This is a genomic window from Chitinophaga sp. MM2321 (genome assembly GCF_964033635.1).
Classification (GTDB): Bacteria; Bacteroidota; Bacteroidia; order Chitinophagales; family Chitinophagaceae; genus Chitinophaga.
In genome coordinates, this window is record NZ_OZ035533.1 from 1,247,952 (window position 1) to 1,272,843 (window position 24,892).

The 24,892-nt window shown below is 45.7% G+C and carries 17 protein-coding genes; 15 read left to right on the plus strand and 2 right to left on the minus strand.

Annotated features, from left to right (window positions below):
• Positions 1–41: 41 nt before the first annotated feature.
• Complete coding sequence (locus ABQ275_RS04660) at positions 42–410, minus strand: YccF domain-containing protein (RefSeq protein ID WP_349317112.1); 369 nt, start codon at positions 408–410, stop codon at positions 42–44.
• Between the two features lie 232 nt (positions 411–642).
• Here ABQ275_RS04660 and ABQ275_RS04665 point away from each other — a divergent pair, with 232 nt between their 5' ends.
• From ABQ275_RS04665 to ABQ275_RS04690, 6 genes are all read left to right on the plus strand, one after another.
• Positions 643–1,242, plus strand: coding sequence for an RNA polymerase sigma-70 factor (locus tag ABQ275_RS04665; protein ID WP_349317113.1), 600 nt, complete (start codon positions 643–645; stop codon positions 1,240–1,242).
• Between the two features lie 74 nt (positions 1,243–1,316).
• The gene (locus ABQ275_RS04670; RefSeq protein WP_349317114.1) at positions 1,317–2,501 is read left to right on the plus strand and encodes a FecR domain-containing protein; all 1,185 of its coding nucleotides are present in this window, start codon (positions 1,317–1,319) and stop codon (positions 2,499–2,501) included.
• Positions 2,502–2,595: 94 nt separating this feature from the next.
• Positions 2,596–5,976: a TonB-dependent receptor gene (locus ABQ275_RS04675; protein ID WP_349317115.1), complete on the plus strand. Its 3,381-nt coding sequence runs from the start codon at positions 2,596–2,598 to the stop codon at positions 5,974–5,976.
• Between the two features lie 18 nt (positions 5,977–5,994).
• Complete coding sequence (locus ABQ275_RS04680; RefSeq protein ID WP_349317116.1) at positions 5,995–7,281, plus strand: RagB/SusD family nutrient uptake outer membrane protein; 1,287 nt, start codon at positions 5,995–5,997, stop codon at positions 7,279–7,281.
• 36 nt (positions 7,282–7,317) lie between these two features.
• Entirely contained in the window at positions 7,318–8,229 is a 912-nt protein-coding gene (locus ABQ275_RS04685; RefSeq protein ID WP_349317117.1) for a phosphodiester glycosidase family protein, read from the plus strand.
• A 37-nt stretch (positions 8,230–8,266) separates the two neighbouring features.
• Positions 8,267–9,583, plus strand: coding sequence for an IPT/TIG domain-containing protein (locus ABQ275_RS04690; protein ID WP_349317118.1), 1,317 nt, complete (start codon positions 8,267–8,269; stop codon positions 9,581–9,583).
• A gap of 72 nt (positions 9,584–9,655) precedes the next feature.
• On the opposite strand, the gene ABQ275_RS04695 is transcribed toward ABQ275_RS04690, so the two are convergent.
• Entirely contained in the window at positions 9,656–10,333 is a 678-nt protein-coding gene (locus tag ABQ275_RS04695; RefSeq protein WP_349317119.1) for a GntR family transcriptional regulator, read from the minus strand.
• A 359-nt stretch (positions 10,334–10,692) separates the two neighbouring features.
• Between ABQ275_RS04695 and ABQ275_RS04700 the strand changes: the two genes are divergently transcribed.
• The 9 genes from ABQ275_RS04700 to ABQ275_RS04740 all read left to right on the plus strand — a co-directional run bounded on the left by ABQ275_RS04700 (position 10,693) and on the right by ABQ275_RS04740 (position 24,889).
• Positions 10,693–13,911: a TonB-dependent receptor gene (locus ABQ275_RS04700; protein ID WP_349317120.1), complete on the plus strand. Its 3,219-nt coding sequence runs from the start codon at positions 10,693–10,695 to the stop codon at positions 13,909–13,911.
• 21 nt (positions 13,912–13,932) lie between these two features.
• The gene (locus ABQ275_RS04705; protein WP_349317121.1) at positions 13,933–15,441 is read left to right on the plus strand and encodes a RagB/SusD family nutrient uptake outer membrane protein; all 1,509 of its coding nucleotides are present in this window, start codon (positions 13,933–13,935) and stop codon (positions 15,439–15,441) included.
• An 88-nt stretch (positions 15,442–15,529) separates the two neighbouring features.
• Positions 15,530–16,702: a sialidase family protein gene (locus tag ABQ275_RS04710; RefSeq protein ID WP_349317122.1), complete on the plus strand. Its 1,173-nt coding sequence runs from the start codon at positions 15,530–15,532 to the stop codon at positions 16,700–16,702.
• Between the two features lie 116 nt (positions 16,703–16,818).
• Positions 16,819–19,659, plus strand: coding sequence for a VCBS repeat-containing protein (locus tag ABQ275_RS04715; protein ID WP_349317123.1), 2,841 nt, complete (start codon positions 16,819–16,821; stop codon positions 19,657–19,659).
• 12 nt (positions 19,660–19,671) lie between these two features.
• Complete coding sequence (locus tag ABQ275_RS04720; RefSeq protein ID WP_349317124.1) at positions 19,672–20,787, plus strand: hypothetical protein; 1,116 nt, start codon at positions 19,672–19,674, stop codon at positions 20,785–20,787.
• Between the two features lie 11 nt (positions 20,788–20,798).
• Complete coding sequence (locus tag ABQ275_RS04725; protein WP_349317125.1) at positions 20,799–21,980, plus strand: sialidase family protein; 1,182 nt, start codon at positions 20,799–20,801, stop codon at positions 21,978–21,980.
• A gap of 59 nt (positions 21,981–22,039) precedes the next feature.
• Positions 22,040–22,978: a succinylglutamate desuccinylase/aspartoacylase family protein gene (locus ABQ275_RS04730; RefSeq protein ID WP_349317126.1), complete on the plus strand. Its 939-nt coding sequence runs from the start codon at positions 22,040–22,042 to the stop codon at positions 22,976–22,978.
• Positions 22,968–23,780 carry an SDR family oxidoreductase gene (locus tag ABQ275_RS04735; protein ID WP_349317127.1) on the plus strand — a complete coding sequence of 271 codons (813 nt, stop codon included), beginning with the start codon at positions 22,968–22,970 and terminating at the stop codon, positions 23,778–23,780. Before ABQ275_RS04730 ends, ABQ275_RS04735 begins: the two co-directional genes overlap by 11 nt.
• Positions 23,777–24,889: a pyridoxal-phosphate dependent enzyme gene (locus ABQ275_RS04740; RefSeq protein WP_349317128.1), complete on the plus strand. Its 1,113-nt coding sequence runs from the start codon at positions 23,777–23,779 to the stop codon at positions 24,887–24,889. The genes ABQ275_RS04735 and ABQ275_RS04740 overlap by 4 nt, the downstream gene beginning before the upstream one ends.
• Positions 24,890–24,892: the final 3 nt, after the last annotated feature.

Consider the following 24,892-nt stretch of genomic DNA (forward strand, 5'->3'; position numbering starts at 1 on the left):
GTCGTATATGCTTCGTGGTGAGTGCGGTTGAGAATTGAATGTTAATAGATCTCTTTTCCGAACGGCGTAAAGCACAGTGCCATTAGTTTAAAATGTTGCCGCGCAAAAGGAATCCCTATAATTGTGATGGCGAGCAATATGCCAAATCCAAGATGTGTAAGGGCAATCCAGATACCACCACAAAAGATCCACAGGATATTAAAAATAGTAGAGAGACAACCCGTAGGCCCCGGCACATCCCTTACATGCTGCCCAAAAGGCATCAGCGAGAAAAATCCAATTTTAAAACACTGCAATCCGAAAGGAATGCCGATGATGGTAAGACAGAGCAACAAACCACCTATCATATATTCAATGAAAGTGAAGAACCCTCCAAAAATGATCCAGATTATATTTCCTATTAAATTCATATGCAAGTATTGTAGCTTTAAAAATAAGCTATATTGATGATTACCGTTATTTTCGGGTGGGAGAAATTCCGGACACGCATTATAACGGATCATAAGATAGTATGCTGTCGCGTTAAATTTATATTAACTTAGTACCTTGTTTTTGATGTAACAACCAATAAATCTAATCTTTGCCAACTCATCCTTCCGGGAAAACCTATGGATAGTGGACGTACAAAGTATATCAAACAGCATGTCATCAACAAATAGCCGACTTACAGAAACAGAACTGATAGAACAGTTACAGCGCGACAGTGTTCCGGCATTCGACGCCCTGTATAATATGTATTTCCAGGCCGTATATGCGAATATATTGCGTATCACCCGCGAAACGGCCGCATCAGAGGATATCGTTCAGGAAGTATTTATCCGCTTGTGGGAAAAGAGAAGTACAGTTAAAAGCGGTCAATCAGTAGGTAACTGGTTGTTTGTGGTAAGCTACAACCGGAGTATGAACTATCTGCGTGCAAGGTTGCGGGAAAAACTGGGCATACAGGAACTTACGGCTGTTGTTACAGCGGAAGGGACAGATGATTGGTTGATGACAGAGATGCAGTTGCATGCCCTGGAAGAAGCGATTGACAGCCTGCCGCCTCAACGCAAAAAAGTATTCCTCTTATGTAAAATGCAGGGCAAATCCTATGCAGAAGCAGCAGAGGATCTGCAAATCTCCAAATACACTGTGAAAGAACATATTGTAAAAGCGAATGATTTTATCCGGGAGTATGTACGCCTTCATCCGAAAGAGGCGCTGGGACTCGGTATGCCATTGATAGCCTGTCTCCTTTACTGATCTGCAAAAAAATATTTTTTTATACAACCCCCCTTTTTGCCTGTGCCGGTGTATTTAGTAAAACAGCTTACCTGGTGGAATTGGATCAACAAATAAAAATCTTACTGGAAAAAGATAACTGGACGGACGAAGAGCGCCGTTGGTTATTGACTTACCTGGATAATACGCCGGCGGGAGAACTAAAAAGCTACCTGTTGCAGCGTTTCCGGGAAGAGGAAGGTATGGCTGCTAACTTTGATCATGCATTGTCGCAAAGGTTACTGGATAATATTCACCGGCAAATTGCACCGGTGGCAGGTCCGCTGGTGGTGCCATTCTATCGCCGCGCCTGGAAAGGCATAGCAGTGGCGGCTATGATAGTCCTCCTTTTTGGCGCAGGATATTTTATCCTTTCACAACAGCAAACGCAAAAAAGAGGGCTGGCAGTGCTGCCGGTTTCCCGGTTTGGTACAGAGGTAGCACCGGGTGGAAATAAAGCGAAACTGGTGCTGGGAAATGGCCAGGAAATCCTGCTGGAAGAAACGGCAGATGGTACGATCGCTGCACAAGGCAATGAGCATATCCATAAAGAAAATGCGGCGCTGATGTACGACCATACAAGCGGGCACACAGCCGGAGCTACTATCAATACCTTGTCTACACCCAATGGCGGACAGTATAAAGTGGTGCTGTCAGACGGCACAAAAGTGTGGTTGAATGCAGCCAGCGCATTACAATACCCTGCTGTATTCAATGGCGCTGCAAGAGAAGTGCTACTGACCGGAGAAGCTTATTTTGAAGTAGCGAAAGATGCGGATAAGCCATTCCTTGTAACCGTAAATGATATACAGGTGCAGGTATTAGGAACCCATTTTAACGTGAAGGCATATACGAACGATAGGCAGGTGACCACCCTCCTCGAAGGCGCCGTGCGGGTGAAAAAAGGCGCGGCCAGCGTGGTATTGGCGCCCGGACAACAGGCCAGCCCTGACAGGCAGGATGGAACCCTGCGGATGACTTCCGGTGATCCCGAACTGGCCCTTGCCTGGAAAAACGGGTTGCTGGCATTTAAAAATGATGCATTACAGGATGTGATGCACAGCATCAGCCGCTGGTATGATGTAGACGTAGTGTATGAAGCAGATGTTGATAAAGAAGCTATACACGTAAGTGGTGCCATGCGTAAGCAGGAGTATCTGTCCAGGGCCCTGGAAATACTGGAGCTTACCGCGGGTATTCATTTTAAAGTTACAGGGCGAACAGTGACCGTTTCCAGATAATTTAATTTAATAAGTAACCAGCAATGGTACACTTGCTGTCATGCCACGCGCATGCCGGTACGGGAACACATTGCTATTCCACAAACATTATAACATGAAAGGAACTTTATCTAACAAGCGAAGGTATGGCGGAAAGCCTTTTCGCATCGTTACATCCGCGTGCATGAAGTGCTGGGTGATGCTGATGGCGGGCATTTTCCTGCAGGCTACTGTTGTTGCACGTGCACAGGAACAACCGCTGACCGTGAAGGTGAATAACGCCAGCCTGGAAACAGTGTTTCGTATTATCCGTCAGCAAAGTGATTACCTCTTTATTTTCAAGGACGAAAATATGTCCAAAGCCAGGACCAAAGTAACGTTACAGGTTGAAAAGGCTACTATCCGGCAGGTAATGGATAAATGCCTGGAAGGGTCTGCCCTTGATTACCGCATCGTTGATAAAACGGTGATCCTCGTTGCGAAGGAAGAACAACCACAACAACAATCGCAGGTGGCGCAGGTGATCATATCCGGTACCGTAAAGGATGCCGCTAACGGAGAAGCATTGCCGGGCGTAACCGTGAGTGTAAAAGGTTCTTCCGCAGGTACGATCACAGATGCGAATGGTCATTTTGATATGAAAGGGGTAACGCCACCGGCTACACTGATATTTTCCTATGTAGGATTTACCACACAACAGGTAGCCGTGAGCAGCCAGCAATCATTGTCTGTTTTGCTGCAACGCGAAAGCCGTTCCATGCAGCAGGTAGTAGTGATTGGTTATGGTACCCAGAAGAAAACAGAGCTTACCGGTGCTATCAGTTCCTTTAAACCCAATGACCTGAATGCCAGGCCGGTACTGGGTCCTGATCAGATGCTGCAAGGCAGGATGGCCGGTGTGAGCGTATCTTCCGCTTCCGGTACACCGGGTGGCGCTGTACGTGTAAGCGTGCGCGGTATTGGTTCACTGAGCGCCAGTAATGAACCATTGTATGTGATAGACGGGGTGCCGGTAATGCCGCATAATGCTGCCATGTTCAACTTTGGGGAGAATATGAACCCACTGGCTGAACTGAATCCCAATGACATTGAATCTATAGATGTATTGAAAGATGCTGCTTCCGCGGCCATCTATGGCTCCCGCGCTACCAATGGGGTGATACTGATCACCACCAAAAGTGGTAAAAAAGGAAAGGGGCAGGTAAGCGTAAATGCTTATACAAGCATGCAGGAAGTGCCGAACATGAAAAAGCTGAAAATGGCCGATCCCGACCTGTATGTGGAAGCGGCCAATGAAGGGATTGATAATTACAACAATCAATATGGATACGATCCCGGCAACAGCAAATTCATTCCCTATATCTATAATCCTTATCCCGGTCTGCCCGCTACCGACTGGATGGACCAGGTACTGCGCAAGGCTTATACCAAAAGTGTGGATGTAGCTGCATCCGGTGGTTCAGAAAAAAGTACTTACTATATTTCCGGAGGCTATCTCAACCAGCAGGGTACTATTATTACCAACGGTCTGGAAAAATATATGGCCCGTATTAATTTAACGAGCGAACCGGTGAGCTGGTTACGTATGGGCGTTAACGTTAGCCTTACCTATTCAAAAAATAACCGCGTACCCGGCTCCAACCTGGGCAGCACTATCATGGGACGCAGCCTGCCACAGCGGCCATTTGACCGTCCTTACAAACCGGATGGCAGTTATTATGTAGGCGGTACCTCCGACCTGGTATATCATAACCCGCTTCAGATCCTGAACGAAGAAGTAGCTTACCTGGAAAATTACCGGGTGCTGGGAAATGTATTCGCAGAAGTGAAACTGGCAAAAGGGCTGGCATTTAAAACCTCCGTGGGTACAGACCTGATCTACACACATGACTATATTTATTATAACCAGAACCATCCTTATGGTACCGGTAACGGACGTAATATAGATGACCGGCGTTTGCTGAGTAACCTGCTGATAGAAAACACCCTGAGTTATGCAAAGGAATTCGGGAAACTGAAAACTGAATGGCTGGCAGGACAATCCTTTCAGCGTAATATGACCTCTACCAGTGCAATAGATGGTAACGGTTTTCCTGCACCCTCTTTTGATGTGCTGGCCGCAGCTGCCGTGATCAATAATGCCAACACCAACCTGTATGGCAACGCGATGGAATCCTATTTTGGCCGTGGTAACTTTTCCTGGGATGGTAAATACCTGCTGGCGGTATCCATGCGTACTGATGGATCTTCCAGGTTTTCCCCCCAGAACCGCTATGGCTATTTCCCTTCCGTATCTGCGGGATGGCAGGTGTCAAAAGAAAATTTCTGGCAGGCCAATGCAACAGACCTGAAGTTGCGTATGAGCTACGGCGCTACGGGTAACCAGGAAGGTGTGAGTAACTATGCCTACCAATCCCTTACAGGCGGCGGTTACAACTACGACGGCAAGAGCGGTATCGCCATTACCGGTTACGGAAATGACCTGCTTACCTGGGAAAAAGCACGGCAGTTTGATGCGGGTATGGACCTCTCTTTCTTTAGAGGCGGCCTGAATTTTACCATGGATTATTTCCGGAAGAATACCACCAACCTGTTGTACAATATGCCCATACAGGGCACCTCCGGCTTTACCAGCATCACCAGCAACATTGGTTCTATGCTGAACAGTGGTATTGAACTGGGTGTAAATACCAATCTTAATCTGGGTGCAGTAAACTGGAGCACAGATTTTAATATCTCTTTTATAAAAAACCGGATCACTTCCCTGATTGGCAATAGTGATCTGCTATCCATCGGTGGTAACCGCGGATTAAAAGTAGGAGAAGATATCGGCAGCTTATGGATATATAAAATGACCGGCATATTCCAGGATGATAAAGAAGTACCACAACCCTTATATGATATTGGTGTACGCGCGGGTGATGTGAAATATGAAGATGTAAACGGAGATGGTAATATCGATATCAACGACCGGCAGATCGTAGGGAGTTCCAATCCCGATTTTTATGGTGGGTGGAATAATACATTCCGGTACCGCAATTTTGATCTCTCCATATTCCTGAATTATGCGGTGGGAGCTGATGTATATGCTACCTGGCGTATTAATACAGAAAGGCTGGGACAGAACGGATTCAACACTTTGGAAAAAATAGCCAACAACCGCTGGACGGGTCCGGGTACCAGCAATACCGTGCCCAGGGCTATTTACAACCAGGGCTATAATATCTATAATTCCAGCAGGTGGATGGAAGATGGTTCCTTCCTGCGCTTACGCAGTCTTTCTCTGGGATATGAATTACCGGCTACGATACTGGAAAGAGTAAAAGTAAAACGCTTACGGGTATACGCACAAGCCGATAACCTGTGGTTGCTAACCCGCTACTCCGGCCTGGATCCGGAAGTAAACTCAGATATGGACCCGCGTTTTATGGGAGAGGATAATCTCATTCTGCCGCAGCCACGTTCTTTCAATATTGGGATTAACCTGAATTTCTAAACGGAAAAAAATATTTTTATGAAACATAAAATATTCACGGCATTATTATCAGGCACACTGCTGTTTTCATCCTGCAGTAAGTTGCTGGATGTGAAATCGCATTCTGCAGTAGCTACCAATACTTTATCTGCGGCAGATGTGGAATCTTTCCTGACGGGCATTTACAACCGTGTGCAAAATGCACCAGGGGCAGAGTCTTACATTATTTTTGACCTGGTAGGCGGTAACCTCATTAATTCAGGGGCCACTACCGATGGAGGTATCAACACTTTTATCAGTAACATCCTGCGGCCGGAAAATGGTTTGATAAGCACTTCCTGGAATGGATATTATGCTGCTTTATACCAGGTTAATAATTTACTGGAAGCCACTACGGTATTACCTGAATCTACCCGCAAAAATGAAATCAGGGGAATCGCACATTTCTTCCGCGGATATATTTATTACAACCTGGTTACCCGTTGGGGCGGTGTTCCCATCCTGGAAAAAAATACCCAGGAAAAAGTATCGCGGAATACAGCAGCGGAAGTATGGTCATTTATTGAAAACGAGTTGCAGGTAGCCATCGAAAATGCACCTGCATATGCATCCGGTGGTTACAACTTTGTTTCCGGTATCGCCGCCAAAGCCTTGATGGCAAGGGTGAAGCTGGCACAAGGCAAAGCTGGAGAAGCAGGGGTACTGGCAGAAGAGGTGATCACTTCCAACCTGTTCGGCCTGGATGATTTTGAAAAGATCTTCCGTTCACAACAAAATGCGGAAACTATCTTTTCATTTAAAAATCTCACCATTGAATCCAGTATAAACATCAGCACATTGTTTTATACCTATGCGCATCCGGTGAAAGGCAGTTATGTATACCGGCCTACCAACGAAAGCATGAACCTCTTCGATGCCAGTGATAAACGTGGTCCTGTATCAGTAGATACTTACCAGGGATTGAATGTTATCAATAAATATCCCAGTGGTCAATCCGGTACTGACCCGTTAATAGTAATCCGCCTGGCGGAAATGTACCTGATCAGTGCAGAAGCGAATGGCCTCAGCGGGTTAGCGCGGCTGAACGAATTGCGTACCACACGTGGATTAGCAGCCATCAATCCTGGCGGTGAAGCGGATTACCTGAACGCCGTATTACTGGAAAGAAGACGCGAATTTTTAGGAGAAGGTTTCCGTTGGTACGACCTGGTAAGATTGAAAAGAACAACGACCGATCTGGGCCTGGCTGCCCGTGAAGCGAAATTTCCGCTCCCTATGAACGAGCTGGCACTGAATAACCTGTTAACACAGAATGATCTGTATTAGTAAGCCTCTTTCTTAATAAAGAAAAAAGATAGTGATATGCAAGCAATAAAATTAACTGCTTATATACTGACCCTGTTGAGTTTTACAGCTTATGCCTGTAAAAAAGATACCGTGGCGCCGCAGCAGGTGGTCATCAAAAGCCCGCTGACACAACTGATTCTGGATAGCAGCCAACTGGTGGCTACTGTATTCTCTGATACTGCTTTCACCGTGAGTGAAGGCGTGGAAGAAACAGATATTCATTTCCTGAATAAGAAAGGATATAGCACACGGGTATTTATCCTGAAGGTAGATATGAACCATCCGGGTGTGCGGTTACAGGCAGGTACCCCTTACGGGCTGACCGGCTTTGCACTGCAAACTGTTCCGGACATGGCAAAGTATATCGATTCCAGTGGCAACCGGGTAATGGCGGCCTTAAATGCTGACTTCTTCAGCACTACGGGCGAGCCGCGCGGCGTGGTGATCAAAGATGGCAAAGTGATGAAAACTACCTGGGCAAATGCTCGTAGTCAGACGTTCCTGGGTGTACTGAATAACGGCAAGGCATATATTGGTGAGCGGGCAGATTTCCCGGTAATGCAGCCGCAACTGAAAGATGCCCTGGGCGGTGGTCCGATGCTGGTAAAAGAAAATGAATTGCAAACGCAAACGGATCTGTCAATAGAACCACGTACTGCTGTGGGAATAAGTGATAACGGCGTATTGTATTTCGCTGTAGTGGATGGCCGCAGCTTTTATTATTCCAATGGTATGACCCTTCCTGAGATGGGCATGTTGTTGAAAGCCTGTGGCGCTACCAAAGCGATCAATCTGGATGGCGGCGGATCCTCCACATTTATGATCCGTCATCCGCTGGCAGATGTTTGGCAGGTGCGTAACAAACCTTCCGATGGTAATAACAGGGCAGTAGGTAACGGGTGGATGATAATAAACGGGAAGCCTTAATACCTCATTCATTTACAAAAAATAAAGATCATTGATAATGAGAAATATTTTATGCTGTTTGTTATTGATGGCAGGGGTAGTCTTATCATCCTGTCAAAAGGATCATGAAACTGCTGCGGTGAAGGGCCTGGTGATTACATCCATCTGGCCGGCCAGCGGTATTCCTGCTACTATCGTTACCATCAACGGTAAAAACTTTAGTGGCGTACGGGAAAATAATACGGTGAAGTTTAACGGCGTGCAGGCTATTGTTATAGAAGCATCGGCCACACAATTACAGGTAGTAAGTCCGGCGAACGGCACTTCCGGAAATGTTACTGTAACGGTCAACAGCCAGGAAGCAGTAGGCCCCTCATTTGCTTATACAGCGCCACCGGAAGAATATATGGTGAGCACTTTTGCGGGTGAAGGTACTTCAGGATCGGTTGAAGGATCTTTTGCTATGGCACGGTTTAAAAATCCGGAAGGCATTACAATAGATGCACAGGGCAATTTTATTGTAACAGACCGCGGTAATAACCGGATCCGTAAACTGGGAACCAATGGTATGGTAAGCGCCATCGCCGGTAAGGATGCCGGTGGTTTTAAAGATGGCGATGCCAGTGTAGCGTTGTTTAAATTGCCGTGGAGAGCTGCGGTAGATGCACAGGGAAATATGTATGTAGCTGACCGCGACAATCACCGCATCCGTAAAATAACACCGGCAGGTGTGGTAAGCACATTTGCGGGTACCGGTACTGCGGGGTTTGAAGATGGTCCTGCTGCTACTGCGAAGTTCAATCAGCCCATTGATATCACACTGGATCCAGCAGGCAATCTTTATGTGGCAGACAACCTGAATCATCGTATCCGTAAAATAGCTACAGACGGCAGTGTGAGCACCGTTGCCGGAGATGGCACTGCCGGTTTCGCTGATGGAACAGGTACAGCTGCAAAACTCAGAAACCCCAGCGGTATTGATATGGATAAGGACGGCAACCTGGTAGTAGCCGACCGGACCAATCATCGCATCCGGATGATTGCACCGGATGGTGTAGTGACCACAATAGCCGGCGATGGCGTTTCAGGTTATAAGGACGGCGCTGCGGCGGCTGCACGGTTTGCCGATCCATACGGCATTACAGTAGATCATGCAGGCAATATTATTGTGGCGGACCTAAGCAACAACAAGATCAGGAAAATAACAGCGGAAGGCATCGTCAGCACGGTAGCAGGTACCAGTAATGGTTTTGCAAATGGAGCCGGTGGTGGCGCGCAGTTCAGCCAGCCTACTGACGTATGTGTAGATGCAGATGATAATATTTATGTGGCTGATCTGGGAAATCACCGCATCCGGAAAATATCGCTGAAATAATAGCTGGTTCATTAAAAATAAAACCCGGTTTGCAGGAAGGCAAACCGGGTTTTATTTTTAATGAAATACTGCTCAGTAACTAAATACAGTACCTGTAAAATAAGGGGAGAGGTGTTTGTAAATAGCCGTTCTGAACTCCTGCGGTGTCCCGTTTTTCAATATGTTCAAGAGATCTTTATGTGTTATCGGGTCCTGGATTTTGTTTTTCGGATCCTTCGGAATGTTTTTATATACATGATCAAATATCGGGAAAAGCAATATCTGGAAACGCCGGAGTGTTTCATTACCTGACATTTCGTACAGCTTGCCATGAAATTCTATCTCGTCTTCCTTCGTGAGGGATTTCATTTTTATCTGCCTTTCAACAATTTCTTCCAACTCTTTTATTCCTTTTGCCGTTTTGCGTTCAAAGAGCACTTCCGCAAGTCCCATCTCCAGGATCAACCGCAATTCGAAAATATCTTTCAAGGTGTTTTTCCCAAGTATGTAGGGGTTTAATACCCGTTCTATTCCTCCCAGTATATCCGGCCTGGCCATAATCATGCCTTTGCGCGGACGGGTTTCTATCATTCCCAGCATCCGGAGCCTGCTCAATGCTTCCCGCACAACATTCCGGCTAACCTGCATATTCTCCGCAATTTCCATCTCATTCGGAAGTGGATCTCCCGGCTTAAATGCATGTTCTTCAAAGAATTCCCGCAGTTTATTTTCCACTCTATCTGTTAAAGACAAACTTGGTAGTGGCTTCAATATTGGGCTTGTTTCCATAACGAATTGAAAATGAGTGATTAGTGTTTATAAATGCAAAAATAGGTCATAATATTAAATGACATGAATAAATTTTTCATTTTTTTTAAAAATAAAATAATATGTTTGTCCTACAAATGAATTTATAGATTTATAGAAAGAATAAATCGCATTCAACCAACATCCGTTTTGACATACTATGGTAACAATCAACCATTAGATAAGTAAATGAATTTCAGTGAAAAGAGTAGGCCAGGTATCCTCGACAAGTGAATGAACAGATAGCCTATAGCTGGCAGTTAATGAACGCATCGTTTTGATCAATGACCAATTATCTTCTTAATCATCAAAAAACTAGAACAATGGGAAAAAGAACTACCCAAATAGTTTCTTGTTTAAGCTCCGGGTGTATTCACCGCATGTTCGCCTGGAACAAGCACTATTATCTCTCTCTATTGCTGTTATTATTTTCTTTTAGTACAATGGCTCAAACAACTGTTACCGGAACGGTTTCAGATCCCGCGGGAGAAAAACTGGTAGGCGTAACCGTTAAAGTAAAAGGATCCAATCAGGGCGTCACTACCGGAAGCAACGGAGCTTTCACCCTGAGTACTCCCGCTGATGCGGTACTCGTGGTATCCTATATCGGTTTTCAGACACAGGAAGTACCCGTGAGTGGTCAGAGCAAATTAAATATCACCCTGCAAACCGCTGCTTCAGGATTGAATGAAGTACTGGTAATAGGATTTGGTAAACAATCAAGAGATCTGGTAACCAGCTCGATTTCAAAACTGGATAAAGCTGTACTGGAAAATGTACCTTATTCCAACGTGGCCTCTGCACTGGAAGGAACCATCGCCGGTGTACGTGTACAAAGTACTTCCGGACAACCGGGCGCTGCTCCCCGGGTGATCGTTCGTGGTGGAACATCCATCAATAACCCCGATGGCTCTGCACCTTTATATATTGTGGATGGTGTTACAAGAACAGACATGAATGGCCTGAGCGGCGATGATATTGAATCTATCCAGGTATTGAAAGATGCGGCTTCCACCGCTATTTATGGCGCCCGTGGTTCCAACGGTGTAGTAGTGGTAACCACAAAATCCGGCAAGGCCGGCCGCACACAGGTATCCTATAACTATAACCTTACTTTTTCCAATATCGCCAAGAAGTATGACTTCGTTTCTGCCAGGGATTTTATTAACTATATGCGATTAGGAAATGCGGCGGAAGGAAAGACAATAGCAGATCAACACATTGAAGGACCAGCCAATACCGCAAATGACCTTACCAATCAAACTGCTTTTACGCCCCAATATCTGACCCCTGAAAATGAATACAAACTGAATGAAGGCTGGGAGAGTATGCCGGATCCTTTAGATCCATCTAAAACCATTATTTTTAAAAACACCGATTTCCAGGATGTATTGTTCAGAACCGGCGTTACCCACAATCATAACATCGCTGTTTCCGGTGGTACAGAAAAGGCCACTTTTAACCTGGGCGTAGGATATCTTACCGATAAAGGGATTGCTTTAACTTCCAAATTCAACCGTCTTTCCCTGAACTTTAACGGCGACCTGAAAGTAAGGGATAACCTGAAATTCTTTGCACGCCTGATGTATACCAACACAGACAGCAAAGATGTATTTGGTAGTGTGAACAACATGTTCGGAAGATCTATTGCTACACCACCTACCACCAAATATGCATTTGAAGATGGCTCACTGGCCCCGGGCCAGAACAGCTCAATAGGTAATCCTGCTTATTATTCGAGTACACAGGATGTTAAAAATATCATTGATTACTTCACCATAGTAGTGGGTGGTCGCTGGGATCTATTACCCGGCCTGGCATTCGAACCACAGGTGTCCCTGTATAAAGTATCCGGTTACAACCGCTTATTTCAACAGGCATATTATAACGGGGTTTCTTCTTACGTAGATTCCCGCGCTGCCAATGCAGGCTACAATGATAACCTCAACAAACAGGTGAATGCTGTATTTTCTTATAACAAATCATTGCTCAACGGTCATAATATAGACGCCACCGCAGGGTTTTCCTACCTGGGTACCAGGGTGAGCAACTTAGCGGCCAATGGACGCGGAGCCGCCACAGATCTGATTCCTACATTGAATGCTTCTGCTGAACCTGTATCTGTTAGTGGCGCTGAAACTGAATTGGTCACCGAAGGATATTTCGCCAGGGTGAACTATAATTTCCAACAAAGATACCTGGTATCGCTTAGCAGTCGTTATGACGGTGCTTCCAACCTGGGCGACAATCAGAAGTGGGGCTTGTTTCCCGGTATTTCTGTAGGATGGAATATGCATAAGGAAAACTTCTGGAAGACCCTTCCCGAAGACCTGTTTCAATTGAAGTTGAGAGCAAGCTACGGGGTGAATGGTAATATCAGCGGACTAGGACCCTACCAGGCGCAAGGCCAATATAGCGTGGGTTCCCGCTATGCCGGTAATGCAGCGGTGCAGAACACCGTTGTGTCCAATTCCGGACTGGCATGGGAACAATCCAAAACTTTTGATGCAGGGTTTGACCTGGGTGTTTTTAACAGGAGAGTCAATGTAATGTTTGATTATTATAATCGCATCACCGAGAACCTGTTAACCAACTTTTCTTTGCCACATTCAACAGGTTTTGCAAGTGTGCTGACGAACCTGGGATCGCTGCAAAACAGGGGGATAGAAATTGAAGTCACTGCGCAGGTGTTACCTGCTGCAAGCGCCCTTCAATGGAATGCATCATTGAATGTAGCCAAAGTGAAAACCACCATACTTAAACTTCCTGAAAATGGTACGGAGAATAACCGGATAGGCGGTGTGTATGTATGGGATCCGAAAATCGGTGATTACGCCTGGAAAGGCGGTTTGCAGGAAGGCGGTGCAATAGGCGATTTATATGCCTATAAGCAAATGAGTATCTATGCTACCGACAAAGAAGCTGCAACAGCACCATGGGATGTTATCATGACCAGAGCAGATAAATCCAAATCTGGTGGCGATGTAAACTGGCTGGATGGCGATAGGAATGATACCATTGATACCCGCGACCGCTTTTACATGGGTAACATATATCCTACCTGGACCGGTGGTATCTCCAACACTTTCAGTTATAAGAACTTTAGTCTTTCTGTACGCCTGGACTATGCTTCCGGTCATACGATCTACAACTACACAGGCGCTACGAGTGTAGGCCAGTTCCAGGGATCCAACAACCTGTCAACAGAAGTTTTAAGTTCCTGGAAAGAGCAGGGCGATATCACAGATGTTCCCAAATTTTATTGGGCAGACCAGCAATGGCATAATAACTTATACAGGGGCAATTCCCGGTATTATGAGAAAGGGGATTTCCTGGCTGTCAGGGAAGTATCACTCTCCTATAGTTTTCCACAACAAATGCTGAGACGGATGAAACTGGCTAATCTGAGATGTTATGTGTCGGGCCATAACCTGCACTACTTCACAAATTATACGGGCCTGAATCCGGAAGAAGGTGGAACCGACAATGGTAGATATCCACTGCCCCGCAATATTATTTTCGGACTAAACGTGACCCTTTAACCTGATCATAAATTTTGTATAATGATGAAGAAGATAAATCAACTATCGATAAGTCTGGTGATGGTGCTTTTAATCTCATCCTGTACCAGGGATCTCAGGTTGAGTCCAATAAGCCAGATCTCAAACGCTTCTTTCTGGAAAACAGAAGAAGATGCCAAAGGTGGCTTATATGGTATGTATGTTAAATTAAGAGACGAAACAGCCATGAATTTTTACTTCTGGGGCGAAGCCAGAAGCGAAATAATGGGGCCCGCAGTAGGCGGTACCGCCGGCTATGAAGTTTATTATAATAACACCCTCAACGCTGTGAATGTGGCTACCCTCTACGGTGGTATATCACCGACCTGGCTTGGATTGTATACTTTGGTGCACGACGCAAACCTGATCCTTAAATATGTTCCCGGGATTAATTTCAAATCGGAGGCAGATCAAAACAATATCCTGGCGCAAGCCTATGCTATGCGTGCCTTTGCTTATTTTGTAATGGCCAGAACCTGGGGCGGTGTTCCGCTGGTAACCGAACCTACTGAAGGGTATAGCCCAACAACCACACAAAAACCAAAAGCAACGGTAGAAGAAATATTTGCCTTTATTAAACAGGATCTGGAAGCAGCCATCAAATTGTATCCGAATGCTAATTATCAAACCGGCAGGTATTTATGGACATTGCCTGCAACGAATGCCCTGAAAGCGGATGTGTATTTATGGACCGGCAAAAGATTGGGAGGTGGAAATACAGATTTTACAGCTGCATTAAATGCGCTGAATGAAGTAGAAAAAAGTGATGTAGCCTTGTTACCAAAATTTGTAGATGTTTTTGATTATACAAATAAGGGGAATAAGGAAGTCATCATGGCAGTGCGGTTTCAGGAGCTGGAATCACAACAGACCGTGTATAATACCATGTTCTCCAATAAAATGCCTGCTAACATTACGGATGCGTCCAAAGCTGCGTTGGGTGGGGTAGGACTTACCGCTTTCTCTGATTTTTGGTGGATGCCTACCGCTTTGTTACGCAACCAGTTTTCTACGGATGATCAGCGTAAAGCCGCTTCTTATGTGGACATCTACACGAAGGAGCCCGGCGGCGGGCCCGACAAGTATGGATACTCTGTGCAGTTCAAACACAAGGGAGTTATCAGTGGTGGGGTAAGAGCTTTTTATGATGACTACATATTGTATCGCTATGCGGATATATTATTGATGAAGGCTGAAGCCAAAAATGCATTGAACCAGGACCCTTCCACCGAGATCAATAAAGTGAGAGCCAGGGCATATGGATCAAATATGTCCGGTCACACTTTTGTAGGTGGGTCCCCGGCAGATAATGATGCAGCCATTCTGAAAGAAAGATTGCTGGAACTGGCATTCGAAGGTAAACGCTGGTGGGATCTGATCCGGTTTGATAAAGCCTTCGACCTGGTGCCTTCACTACAGGGGAAATCAGCACAGAAGTATCTCATGCTGTTTCCGATTTCTGAAGCTACTTTAAGTCTCGATCCCAAAGTGAAGCAAAATGATGGCTACTGATAACGGTGTAGCATATACGTAAAGATTATTAACTGTATTCTGATACAAAATGTCCCGGAGGACAATTAATCACTTAAATGCAATCAGTATGAATTTTAGAATCTCATTAATGCTGCTATTTGTTCTTGCCATTTGTGGGTGCAAAGAAGTAGCAAAGGAAAAAGTTGCCGGTGAAAAAAGTACGGGTGAAGGTACGATCACCTCAACAGGTTATTGGATACCGGAGCATGTGGAAGAAATAAAAGACATGAAAGGCTGGGGACCTTATGTCCGTCTGGAAGATGGAAACCTGTTGACTGTAAATGCTAACAAAAGCATGATCAGCAAGGATGAAGGGAAAACATGGACAGAAGAACATGCCATTTTCACAGACAGCACTAAATACAGTATTGGATCACCGGTAATGATCCGGACCACCAAGAACATTATTATCCTTGCTTTCTCAAATGGCGCCGAAATGGCTAACTGGAACTGGAACAATACCACGCATGACTCGCCCGGCGCTACATTGCCTACTTACGTGGTGCGCAGCCTGGACGGTGGTAAAACGTGGCAGGATTTGCAGAAACTTCATTCCGAATGGACGGGTATGATTAGGGATATTATAGAAACGAAAGATGGAAGTGTTGTATTCACTTCTATGAAGATGCTGCATAACCCGGGCCGCCACACGGTGATGACCTATACCTCCAGTAATGGCGGCGTAAAATGGGTACCCAGCAATATCATTGATCTGGGTGGCATCGGTAATCACAGCGGTGTAATGGAATCTACATTGGTACAATTGAAAGACGGCACTCTCTGGATGATTCTGCGCACCAACTGGGGCAACTTCTGGCAGGCATTTTCCAATGATGAAGGCTGGACCTGGAAAGAATTTGCTCCTACAAATATTGATGCCAGCTCATCTCCCGGCATTATTCACCGGCTCAACAGTGGCCGCCTGGTATTTATATGGAATCGCCTCTATCCGGAAGGTAAAAAAGAATATACGATGAGACCGGGTGATAATAATCTCGCAGAAGTGCCTGCCAGCTGGCAACGGGAAGAAGTATCCATGATGCTGTCTGATGATGACGGTAATACCTGGACCAAACCGGTAGTCATTGCCAAGGCTCACGCGGATAAAAAGAAATGGATGTCTTACCCCTACATTTTTGAAGTGAAACCCGGAGAACTGTGGATCACTATGCTGCAGTGTGACCTGAGAATAAAACTGAATGAAAAGGATTTTGTAACCGCACAAACAGGTACTAAATAAAAGGGAATATCATGGCTGGAAAATATAAACTCAACACGGCATATACATGTATGCGGATCATTCATAAAAGTAGAACGGTGAAACAAACTGAATGGGATTGTTCAAATGTGATGCATATGCAGGTCGGTAGGAGCACATCTTCCTATTGTAAATTACTGCTGGGTGGTTTTTGTTTTCTGGCCATGACCTTTCTTTCCAACAGGGTGTTGGCACAAACCTGGACACAGGATTCCTATGCCGGTTTTTCTGCCGGATCAACAGATGCAGCAGGGCAGAACCTGTACATAACAAAACAAGGAGATATCCGGAACATTCACCGCTTCGACCTCAATACGGATGGTTATATTGATCTGTTGTTCAATAGCACCCATAACTATGACTACTACGTTCCGGCCACTTTAATGAGCATGTCGAAAGACAGGAATATCCAGGTAGGAGACCTGGCGGTAGACGGAAGTATTTCAGTAGAAATCGCTGATCTGAACCGTGATGGATATCCTGATATGGTGTTCTGTCCCAATTCAAATGGGTTGCAGAGTGACCGCCGTTTCTTAACCATTATATGGGGCGCTGCTGATGGCTGGTCATCCGCCAGAAGCAACGGCCTCTTGCCGGTGAATGGCGCAAAATCAGTAGTGGTAGCGGATCTTAATCAGGACAGCTGGCCTGATATTGTTACGCTTAATTCAGCATCCTGGATGCCCAATCAGCCGGAAGGAAATGTGATCCGCATTTATTGGGGTAGCCCCAAAGGATATATGCTCACCCGTTATAAAGATGTGGGCGTAGATAAAGGTACGAGCCTGGCCGCCGGCGATTTCGATGCCAATGGATTTGCTGACGTAGCGGTACTGGCGGATGATGTACTTAAAGTGCTTTGGTCTGCCAAAGCAGGTGAAGAAGAACTAAAGACAACTGCCATGCAGGATCAGCTGAATAGTTCCGGCATTAAATTACCGGAAGCAGATAACCTTTGCCTCACCGCTGCTGATACGGATGGTGATGGCGTTTCGGATCTGATTATCGGCACAGCAAAAAAGATTCATATCATCGGGTCTGGTAAAAACAAGACCTGGAAAAATATTAAGACGGTCGCTATGCCTGTGAATGCCTCCTCCATCACAGCAGGTGATCTGGATCATGATGGCAGCCCTGATTTAGTTATTTCCTCCTCACTGCTCAACCCACAGGGTGGTGCAGGCATGGGTGAAAGTAAAACAGTGAAGAGCAACAGTATTGTTATGTGGGGTAATAAGGGGGAATTTTCAGCTTCCGGTACAACGGAACTGGATGCGCCCTATGCGGTATCTACTGCTATCGCAGACCTGGACAACGATGGCCAGCTGGATATTATCTGTGCAGTAGAACATGGCGAAACAACTTATGCGGCCACATCACCCATCTTTTTGGGTAAAGGGAACCGGACATTTGAACAGGATAAATCCGGTATTCAAACAAAAGGCGCTTATAAAATAGGCATCATCCCTGCAAATAATAAACTGGAAAATAAGTCCGTACATGCGGTTATCTGTAACCGCATGGTAGGTAATTTATATGAGAACGTACCGCTTTATCTCTATTGGGGCGGCGCAAATGGATTCAGTACAGACCGCCGTACAGATATTCCTTTCACCAGCGGTTACCACTCTCTTGCAGCCGACTTTAACATGGATGGATATCCGGACCTGGTATCTATGAATTCCATGCATGGCGGCGGCGAGATGGACCCGTCTGCCGGCGCCAATATTTTCTGGGGAGGAAAGGATGGATATGATTTTAAAAACAAGCACACCGTACTGAAAGAGGCAAATGCGGCTAACGGCAATGTTGCGGACCTGAACAAGGATGGATACCTGGATCTCGTGATCGGATTTTTTGATAAAATGGATGGCAGTACAACGGATCTTGTTATCTACTATGGTTCCAAAGACGGGCTGGAAACAAAGAACCGCGTTGCTATCAGCAGTGAGGGCAGGTCTACCAGTCCAACCATCGGCGACTACAATAAGGACGGCTGGCTGGATATTGCCGTAGCTTCCTATAGCAAAGATCTGTTGCGCATTTTTTACGGTGGTCCAAAAGGATTTGATGCCGGTCATCAGAAAACAGTGGATGTACCATCTATCATAGACCTGGAAACAGCTGATCTGAATAATGATGGGTGGCTGGATATCATCGCATGCAGCTACAACGATAGAGTGAATAAACATCACGATACCGGGCTTGAAATTTTATGGGGCAGTGCGGATGGTTTTAATTCATCAAATGCACAATGGTTGCCCAGCTTCACACCATTGGGTCCTGTAGCAGCTGATTTTGATAACGATGGTTACCTGGATCTCTTTTGCCCCGCTTACCTCGGAGATGTAACACGGGAAGATCTGCCCATGAACCTCTATTGGGGCGGTCCCAACGGATTTGACCCCGGCCGCAAAACCGTACTCTTTGCCAATTCTGGTGCGGATGCCTTGGCAGCCGATTTCAACAAGGATGGCAAAATGGATCTGTTAATTGCCAGTCATACCTCCAACGGCTTTCATAGTAAAGGCATGGCAAAATTATACTATAACGACGGACAACGCTTCACCAGCCAGTCCATGAAGGTAGACGATATCCCTTCTCCGGGTTGCCACTGGATGTGGAATGTGGACATGGGGCATGTTTATAACCGGAAATTTGAACAATCTTATACCTCTGCTGTCTTTAACTGGAAACGGAACAATAGTGAAGGGAAAATTGATTACAAAGCGGATATACCTGCCGGTACAAAACTTGTTTTTGCAGTAAGAAGTGCGGATACTAAAGCCACCCTTGACACAAAAGCTTGGCAGCAGGTAGAATCGGATCAGTTTAAGGTAGAAAAAGCGCATCGTTTTCTTCAATATAAAGTCAACTTTATTTCTGATAACGGAGATCGTTATCCGGTGTTGGATAGAGTTTCGGTCACACTTAAATAAACGGATTACTACATGGTAGCAGACAAAAAAATGCAGACAGGCAGTAAACTGATAAGATCGCAGCTGGAGAGGATCCTGCCGGGTTTGTTATTGTTTTTTTTACTATCCATATCGAATGTAATGGGACAAGATAAAATTGAATGGTCGGATTTACCTGCTCTTCCCGGAGAAACCGGTTGGGCGGGGATGTATGCAGGCGTTAGTAACAACAGGTTGTTTTGTATGGGTGGCGCAAACTTCCCGGTGGCGCCGCCATGGGAAGGAGGAAAGAAAACATGGTACGACGATATTTATATGCTGGAGAAAGGGAAACAGTGGATAAAGATAAAAGAGAAACTCCCGGTACCGTTGGGATACGGGACATCTGTTTCTTATAAACAACAACTGATCATTGCAGGTGGAAATAATGCAGATAGCTATTCAGATAAAGTATACAGCTTTCAATGGAATGGTAAAGGATTGCAAACAACTGCATATCCCGACTTGCCGGTGCCACTGGCTAACATGTCGGGTGCCTTGCTACAGAACCTGTTCATTATTGCAGGCGGCAGTAGTGCGGCTACCGGAACAGCATTAAAAAAATGTTATGCCCTTGATCTTGAAAATATACAACAGGGATGGTTTGAATTTGATCCCTGGCCGGGACCTGAACGCTTATTGCCATTGGTTACTGCTTTTGATGGAAAATTTTACGTTTTCAGTGGTGAAAAGGTGGGCCTGAGTGCTGCGCAGGTTAAGTTCAGGGAAATTTTGCAGGATGCCTACCGGCTCACTCCTGTGAAGGTAAATGGTAAATGGTGCGGCAGCTGGGAAAAGCTGGCGCCTATGCCGGAAGGAATGTCTGCCGGCGCCAGTCCTGTTCCTGTCCTGAAAAGCGATCACTTCTTTTTCTGGGGTGGTGTAAACGCTTTAACGGCACTGAATACAGATCACAACAATGAGCACGCACTTTCCAAAAATACGTTTTTATACGATCCTGCTACTGATACCTGGAAATACCTGGGAGCAGAACAAAAGAGCAGATCCCGTGTAACCTTACCAACGGTACATTGGAATAACGAATGGGCATATATCAGTGGAGAAATTCGGGGAGGTGTAAGAATTAATACAATTGTTACAATTAAATAAAATCAATTAGCATGCGATACCAGAGAAACAAACGGCAGTATAGTGTAATAAATATTTTTTGCCCGGAGAGAAAGATGTGGAGCATGGCTGTTTTTTTTATAGCTGCATCAACCCTGTTTGGTTGTAATGCCGCAAAAAAGAATACCGGGGCAATATCACCGGATACCGCAACTGTATTGCAACTGAATCCCGGACCTGATAACCCCCGCAATAGTGAAGGCGACTTTATTACTTTAAAGAACGGAAATATACTTTTTGTGTATACCTATTTTTCCGGAGATAACGGAGATGACCATGGGCATGCTTACCTCGTTAGCAGGTCTTCTTCGGATCAGGGAAAAACATGGAGTAAGGAAGATAAGCTGGTCGTGAAACAGGAAGGAGATATGAACGTGATGTCGGTATCTCTGCTGCGCTTACAGAATGGTAAAATCGCTTTATTCTATCTGAAGAAAAATTCTATGGCTGACTGTATCCCATTGATGCGGATCTCTGATGATGAAGCTAAAACCTGGAGTGAACCCACAACATGTATCACGGATAGGGTAGGCTATTTCGTGTTGAATAACAATCGGGTTATTCAGTTAAAGAATGGCAGACTGGTGATGGCGGTAGCACTTCATAAGGTACCTACAGATAAAACATGGTCTAATAGTGGAAAGTTGTATAGCTACTATTCAGATGATAATGGCCGTACCTGGACTAACAGCGCGGAAGTGCCTAATCCCGAAAAGATAGTTACACAGGAACCCGGATTAGTGGAACTGAAAAACGGGAACCTCCTGATGTATATCCGTGCGGGCGCCGGTGTACAATGCCTCAGCTATTCAAGCGATAAAGGCGCTACCTGGAGTACTATAGAAAAGAGCACCCTTGTTTCACCACTTTCTCCGGCTACCATAGCAAGGGTACCGGGTACGGGAGATTTACTGGTAGTATGGAATAACAATGGATTGACCAAATACAGAACACCTTTAAATATTGCTATTTCCAAAGATGAAGGTAAAACCTGGGGAAATATAAAAACATTGGAAGATGATAAAAGCAGGGGGTATTGTTACACCGCCATTCACTTCACCAGCAAACATGTGTTACTGGGATATTGCGCCGGCAGTCAGGCCAGTGGCAGTGGTGCCGGTATCCTGTCGCAAACGGATATAAAAAGACTAAGCCTGGATTGGATTTATAAATGAGCGTAGTAAACGGTTAGCAATTTTTGATCCGGCTGCGTCAACCTGCAGGGCAGCCTATTATGAAGGAGAACATTGAGATGAGCAAAACGTATCAAATAACAGGAAAGAAAAGTGGCCCGCGCGTATTGATATCCGCAGGGGTACATGGCGATGAATATGAACCTATGCTCTCCGTCCTGGAGTTAATTAAATTATTACCGGCCACACTGCAATCCGGCACAGTTACCCTTGTACCGGTAGTGAATACAAGTGCGTTCCGGCAGGGAACCCGCCGGGGAAAAGATGGACTGGATCTCGCGAGGATTTGTCCGGGCAACCCGCAGGGAACGGAATCGGAGATAGCTGCTGCAGCAATTAGTCAGCTGATCAGACAGGCGGATTATTATATCGATCTGCATACGGGCGGATGCCTGTATGATATTTTTCCTTTGGCGGGATATATGTTACATGCATCACCCGCTGTACTGGAAAAGCAACAAGCTATGGCAAAAGCCTTTAACCTGCCGGTGATCTGGGGTACAGATAGCACGCCGGATGGCAGAACGTTATCGGTAGCAAGAGATGCAAATGTTCCTGCTATCTATGCAGAGTATGGTGGCAGCGGTGTTCCGCAAAAGAAAATCGTACAGGCTTATACAACGGGATGCATCGGTGTTTTAAAACAATTGCAGATGATGGGTGATGCAGGTACCGAGGAGCAGGCCACCCCTTACTGGGTGGAAGACTATACACCCGATGGTGGTTATTTACAGGGCAAGATGCCCGCACCTGTGGAGGGTATCTTTGAACCCTCCGTGGCATTGGGTGCTGAAGTGAAAAAAGGAGAACTATGGGGAACTATCACCCATCCAACGGATAACATACAACAACAGGTATACGCAGATACAAATGGCATTGTACTGTTTTTGAGAACGGCTCCTTTTGTTAAAACCGGTGATGCATTAGGCGGCATCTTACCCATTACAAAACCCGGAAAACTGGTGATCAATGGAAAGTAAAAAAGTAGTGATCATAACAGGTGCTGCCCAGGGCATAGGAAAGGCCCTTGCCTTGAAATATGCGGCCAGTGGCTACGCGCTTGTTTTAGCAGATATTGACGGGGAAGGATTACATCTGCTTAAAACAGCATTGGATGCATTACATAGCGAATATGTATGTATGCCCGGTGATGTGGCAGACAACAGTTTCATCGATCACATGATTACTGAAACCGTGGCAAAGTGGAACCGCATAGATGTACTGATCAACAATGCCGCCTGGAGAACACTGGAAACCATGCGTACCATCTCGCTGGAAGATTGGGACAAAACGATCCGTATTTGTTTAACAGCGCCCGCATTTTTATCCAGGAATGTTGCCGCCGTGATGGAAGAAAGAGGACTGCCGGGCGTGATCATTAATATCTCCAGTGTCATGTCGCAAAGAGCGGGTGGCAACAGTCCGGCCTATATCGCCTGTAAAGGTGGTATAGAAAGTCTTACTTATGAACTGGCCGTTTTATACGGCCCCCAGGGTATCAGGGTAGTGGCGGTAAATCCCGGTAATATTCAAACCGGTTTAAGCAACGATTACAGAAATGTATCCGGAGAAAATATCAGTGAAAAACTGGTAGACTGCGTTAATGATCTTACACCCCTTCAGCGGGCAGGAAGCCCGGAAGAAGTGGCGAATGTTTGTTATTGGCTATCCTCTCCCGAAGCTTCTTTTATAACGGGTACGTCTATACTGGTAGATGGTGGCCTGTTACACAATTTCAATCCGTATCAAATTAAAAAACTTCAATTCCCAAAAGAATTTTGAAAGGAATCTGGACATATAGCCATTTGCTTCCGGGCGTGCAGGAGGACTGCAAACTAACGCTGGGAGAAGGACATACACCATTGGTGAAGTCCAAACGTATAGGGCCTTCCATCGGCCTGGATAACCTGTATTTCAAACTGGAAATATTAAATCCGTCGGGATCTTATAAAGATCGCTTTGCGGCGGCAGCTGTTTCCCATTTGAAGCAACAGGATGTGTCATTTTGCCTGGCCACTTCAAGCGGCAATACAGGTGCTGCATTGGCGGCTTATAGCGCGGCGGCGGGTATTCCCTGTTTTCTGGCTATCGTAGATGGCGCGCCTTCCGGTAAATTGCAACAGATGCAGGTATACGGCGCCACCACCATGATGATTAAGGACTTTGGAAAAGATCTGCATGTAACCGGCGCCGTATTCTCCGGATTAAATGACCTGGCCGATAAGTACGGCAGTCCTGTTCAGATAAGTGCTTATTGCTATAGCCCGTTGGGCATGGCCGGTGTACAGACCATTGCTTATGAAATTGCGGAAGAATTGGGCGCTGTAAATGCACATGTATTTTCACCTGCTGGCGGCGGTGGTCTAACCCTGGCGGTGGCAAAAGGTTTCCAGCTATGGAAAGAACAACACGCACCATACATGCTACCGAAGGTACACTGTGTGCAACCTGTTGGTAACAATACCATTGCCGGTCCGTTGCATGCGGGAGCAGCAATGGCGCAGGAAGTGGATAAAAGCAGCACTACCATCAGTGGCTTGCAGGTTCCCGGCGTGATGGATGGCAATGAGGTAATAGCCGCTTGCAGGGCTACGGGTGGCACAGGCTATGCTGTCACCGATGAGTTGATCTATGCTTGTCAAAGTAGCCTGTCTGCCATGGAAGGTATTTATTGCGAACCTGCGGGAGCTGTTGCATTGGCGGGATTACAACTCGCATTGGAGCGTGGGGAAATAAACCGGGAAGATCATGTGGTGTGCCTGGTTACCGGTCATGGATTTAAAGATCCGGTGGCAGCACAAAAAATGGCGGATAAATCGGCAGGACTATATTTCAATAATACTGGCGACGCTTTTTTATATCTGAAATCAACAATAAAAAACAAGAAATAAAAC